3 protein-coding genes are annotated in these 3,176 nt (G+C 63.7%); all 3 read left to right on the top strand.

Features of this window, described 5'->3' with window-relative positions; translation table 11 throughout:
* Nucleotides 1–6: 6 nt before the first annotated feature.
* Nucleotides 7–960 (top strand): ABC transporter permease, encoded by a 954-nt coding sequence (locus tag EOA36_RS31755; RefSeq protein WP_127280805.1) that lies wholly within the window; start codon nt 7–9, stop codon nt 958–960.
* On the top strand, nt 950–2,482 hold the full coding sequence (locus tag EOA36_RS31750) for a sugar ABC transporter ATP-binding protein (RefSeq protein ID WP_127280804.1): 1,533 nt from the start codon (nt 950–952) through the stop codon (nt 2,480–2,482). Before EOA36_RS31755 ends, EOA36_RS31750 begins: the two co-directional genes overlap by 11 nt.
* A gap of 4 nt (nt 2,483–2,486) precedes the next feature.
* On the top strand, nt 2,487–3,176 hold a 690-nt coding region (locus EOA36_RS31745), incomplete at its 3' end, for an ABC transporter permease (RefSeq protein WP_145969415.1).

Here is a 3,176-nt window from a genome sequence, read left to right as displayed (position 1 = left end):
GCCAGGATGACGCCCAGCACGAGCTGGCTGCTGCCCAGCAGCCAGCTCGTGCTGGGCGTCATCCTGGCTGTGCTGTGCATCGCCATCTCGATCGCGGCGCCGCAATTCCATTCGGAAGCCAACATCATCGCCATCCTGCGCCAATGCGCGCTGGTGCTGGTCGTTGCCTCGGGCATGACCATGCTCATCATCACCGCCGAGGTCGACCTGTCGGTCGGCGCCTCGCTCGCTTTCGTCGGCTGCATCGGCATGGCGGTGCTGAATTCCACCCACAGCCTGGCGCTCGGCATGCTGGCGGCGCTCGCCTTTGCCGGCGGGGTCGGACTGTTCAACGGCCTGGTCGTCACCCGGCTCCGGGTGAACTCGCTGATCGCCACCATCGGCACGATGATGATGCTGCAGGGCGGCGTCTATCTGTTCACGCGCGAGGCGGTGCAGAACCACAATCAGCTGGCAAGCTTTACCGACCTCGGCGCCGGCTATGTCGGGCCTGTGCCTGTGCCTGTCATCCTGGCCGCGCTGATCTTCGTGGTCGCCTATGTCACGCTGCGCTTCACCACGCTCGGCCGCTACCTCTACGCGGTGGGCGCCAATGAAAAGGCGGTGCGCCTGTCTGGCGTACGTTCCGAACGCCTCAAGCTGTTTGCCTTCGTCGTCACCGGCCTGTGCGTCGGCGTTGCCGGCATGATCCTTTCGTCGCTGATGAACGCTGGCCAGCCGACCGCCGGCCGCGGTTTCGAACTGACCGTCATCGCCGCCGTCATCCTCGGCGGCACCAGCCTGCTCGGCGGGCGCGGCTCGCTGTTCGGCACCTTGCTCGGCGTGCTGGTGCTGAAGGTGATCGACAACGGCATCATCATCCTCGGCTGGAACCAGGATCTGCAGATGGTGGTGCCGGGCTTCGTCATCATCCTGGCCACCTATCTCGACATCATCCGGAACAGAGCCAATGTCCGTTGATTTTCTGCACCCCGGCGAAGGCGCGGCCATCGATACCGATGTGCCGGCACTGGAATTGCGCGGCATCGACAAGCGCTTCCCGGGTGTCGTGGCGCTCGACAATGTCGACTTCACCCTGAAGCCCGGCAAGATCCATGCCCTGATGGGCGAGAACGGCGCCGGCAAGTCGACGCTGATCAAGATCATGGCCGGCGTCTACGGCAAGGATGCCGGTACCATTCGCATGCGCGGACGCGAGGTCGATATCCAGTCGCCGCGCGACAGCCTGAAAGAGGGCATCAAGGTCGTCTTCCAGGAGATTGCGTTGATCTCCGAATTCACGGTTGCTGAGAACATCTTCCTCGAGGGCTACCCGACCGGCCGGGCGGGCTCGATCGACTGGAAGAAAATCCGCGCCGATTCAGCCGCCCTGTTCAACCGTATCGGTTTCAATGTCGATCCGGCTGCGCGCACGGGTTCGCTTCCGGTCAGCCAGCAGCAGATGGTCGAAATCGCCCGCGCGCTCGCTCATGAGGCCCGCGTCGTGGTGATGGACGAGCCGACGTCCTCGCTGACGCCGAACGAGGTCTCGCTGCTGTTCACCGTCATCCGACGGCTGGCCAGCCTCGGCATCGCGGTGGTCTATGTCAGCCACAAGCTCGACGAGGTGTTCGAGATCGCCGACACGGTGACGGTGCTGCGCGACGGGCGCCACATCTCGACCAAACCGATCGGCGAGCACAGCAACGACACGCTGATCCAGGACATGATCGGACGTCGCATCGACAATCTGTTTCCGCGCCAGCGCGGCGCGGCAGGCGGCAAGGTTGCCTTGTCGGTGGAGAAGCTCAGCACGGCGAGGAAGCTCGACGAGGTGTCTTTCGAGGCACGCGCCGGCGAGGTGCTCGGCTTCTTCGGCTTGATGGGCGCGGGCCGCACCGAACTCGCCAAGGCGATCGTCGGCTATGATCCGATCACCGCGGGCACGATCAGCGTCGACGGTCAGCGCCTCACGCCACATGACACGCGCACCGGTGTCAGGCTCGGCATCGGCCTGCTCACCGAGGATCGCAAGAGCGAAGGGCTGATGGGCGAGCTGCCCGTCTACCAGAATGCCAGCCTCGCCTCGCTTGGCGCCTTCGCACGCATGGGCTTAATCGATACGGCGAAGGAGCACCGGGCGGTGCAGGACTATGTCGACCGCTTCCGCATCAAGACCCCCAGCCTGTTCCAGCAGGTGAAGAACCTGTCGGGCGGCAATCAGCAGAAGGTGCTGATCTCGCGCTGGCTGATGCGAGGCCTGAAGGTGATCGTCGTCGACGAGCCGACGCGCGGCATCGATGTCGGCGCCAAGTCGGAGATCTTCGCGCTGATCGACCGGCTCGCCGGCGAAGGCCTGGCGGTCGTCATGATGACATCGGAAATGCCGGAGCTGCTCGGTCTCGCCGACCGGATCGCCGTGATGTGCGAGGGCCGTCTGACCGCGATCATGTCGCGCGATGAAGCCACGCAGGAAAAGATCCTCAATGCGGCGATCGGATAAGACCATGAGCCTTGCCAATATAGCTTCCGCAAAAGCCCAGCCCTCCCTGCTGGCGCGGCTCTTTGCCCGGCAGGAACTGGCATTGTTCGTCTGCCTCATCCTGGTACTGGTCTTCTTTTCCGTCACGGTCGAGAATTTCTTCTCCGTGCGCAACATGACCAACGTGCTCGGCCAGGCTTCGCTCGCGCTCACCGCCGGCATCGGCTGCGCCATCGTCTTCATCTCCGGTGAGGTCGATATCTCGATCGGATCGCTGCTCGCGACCATCGCGTTGCCGCTGATCATCATCATGAACGACACCAACTCGCTGCTGCTCGGCGTCAGCGCAGCACTGCTGTTCGGCCTGATCATCGGTGTGGTGAACGGCTATCTCACCGCCTATGCCGGCATCAACTCGCTGATCGTGACCTTGGGAACGATGTTCATCATGCGCGGCGGCGTCTATCTCTACACCGGCCAGCGCGCGATCCCGGACAATGCCAGCCTCGACAGCTTCATCGCGCTCTCGGATGGCCGCCTGTTCAACATCATCCCGTATTCGGCGGTCATCGCGATCGTCCTGCTCGCCGCCTTCGGCTACATGATGCAGCACCGGCCGTTCGGGCGGCAGATCTATGCCGTCGGCGGCAATCAGGAAGTCGCGCGCCTTGCCGGCTATGATGTCCGGCGGGTGAAGTTCATCTGCTTCATCATC

Source organism: Mesorhizobium sp. M8A.F.Ca.ET.021.01.1.1 (genome assembly GCF_003998025.1).
Classification (GTDB): Bacteria; Pseudomonadota; Alphaproteobacteria; order Rhizobiales; family Rhizobiaceae; genus Mesorhizobium.
This window is presented reverse-complemented; position numbering and strand designations above follow the sequence as displayed.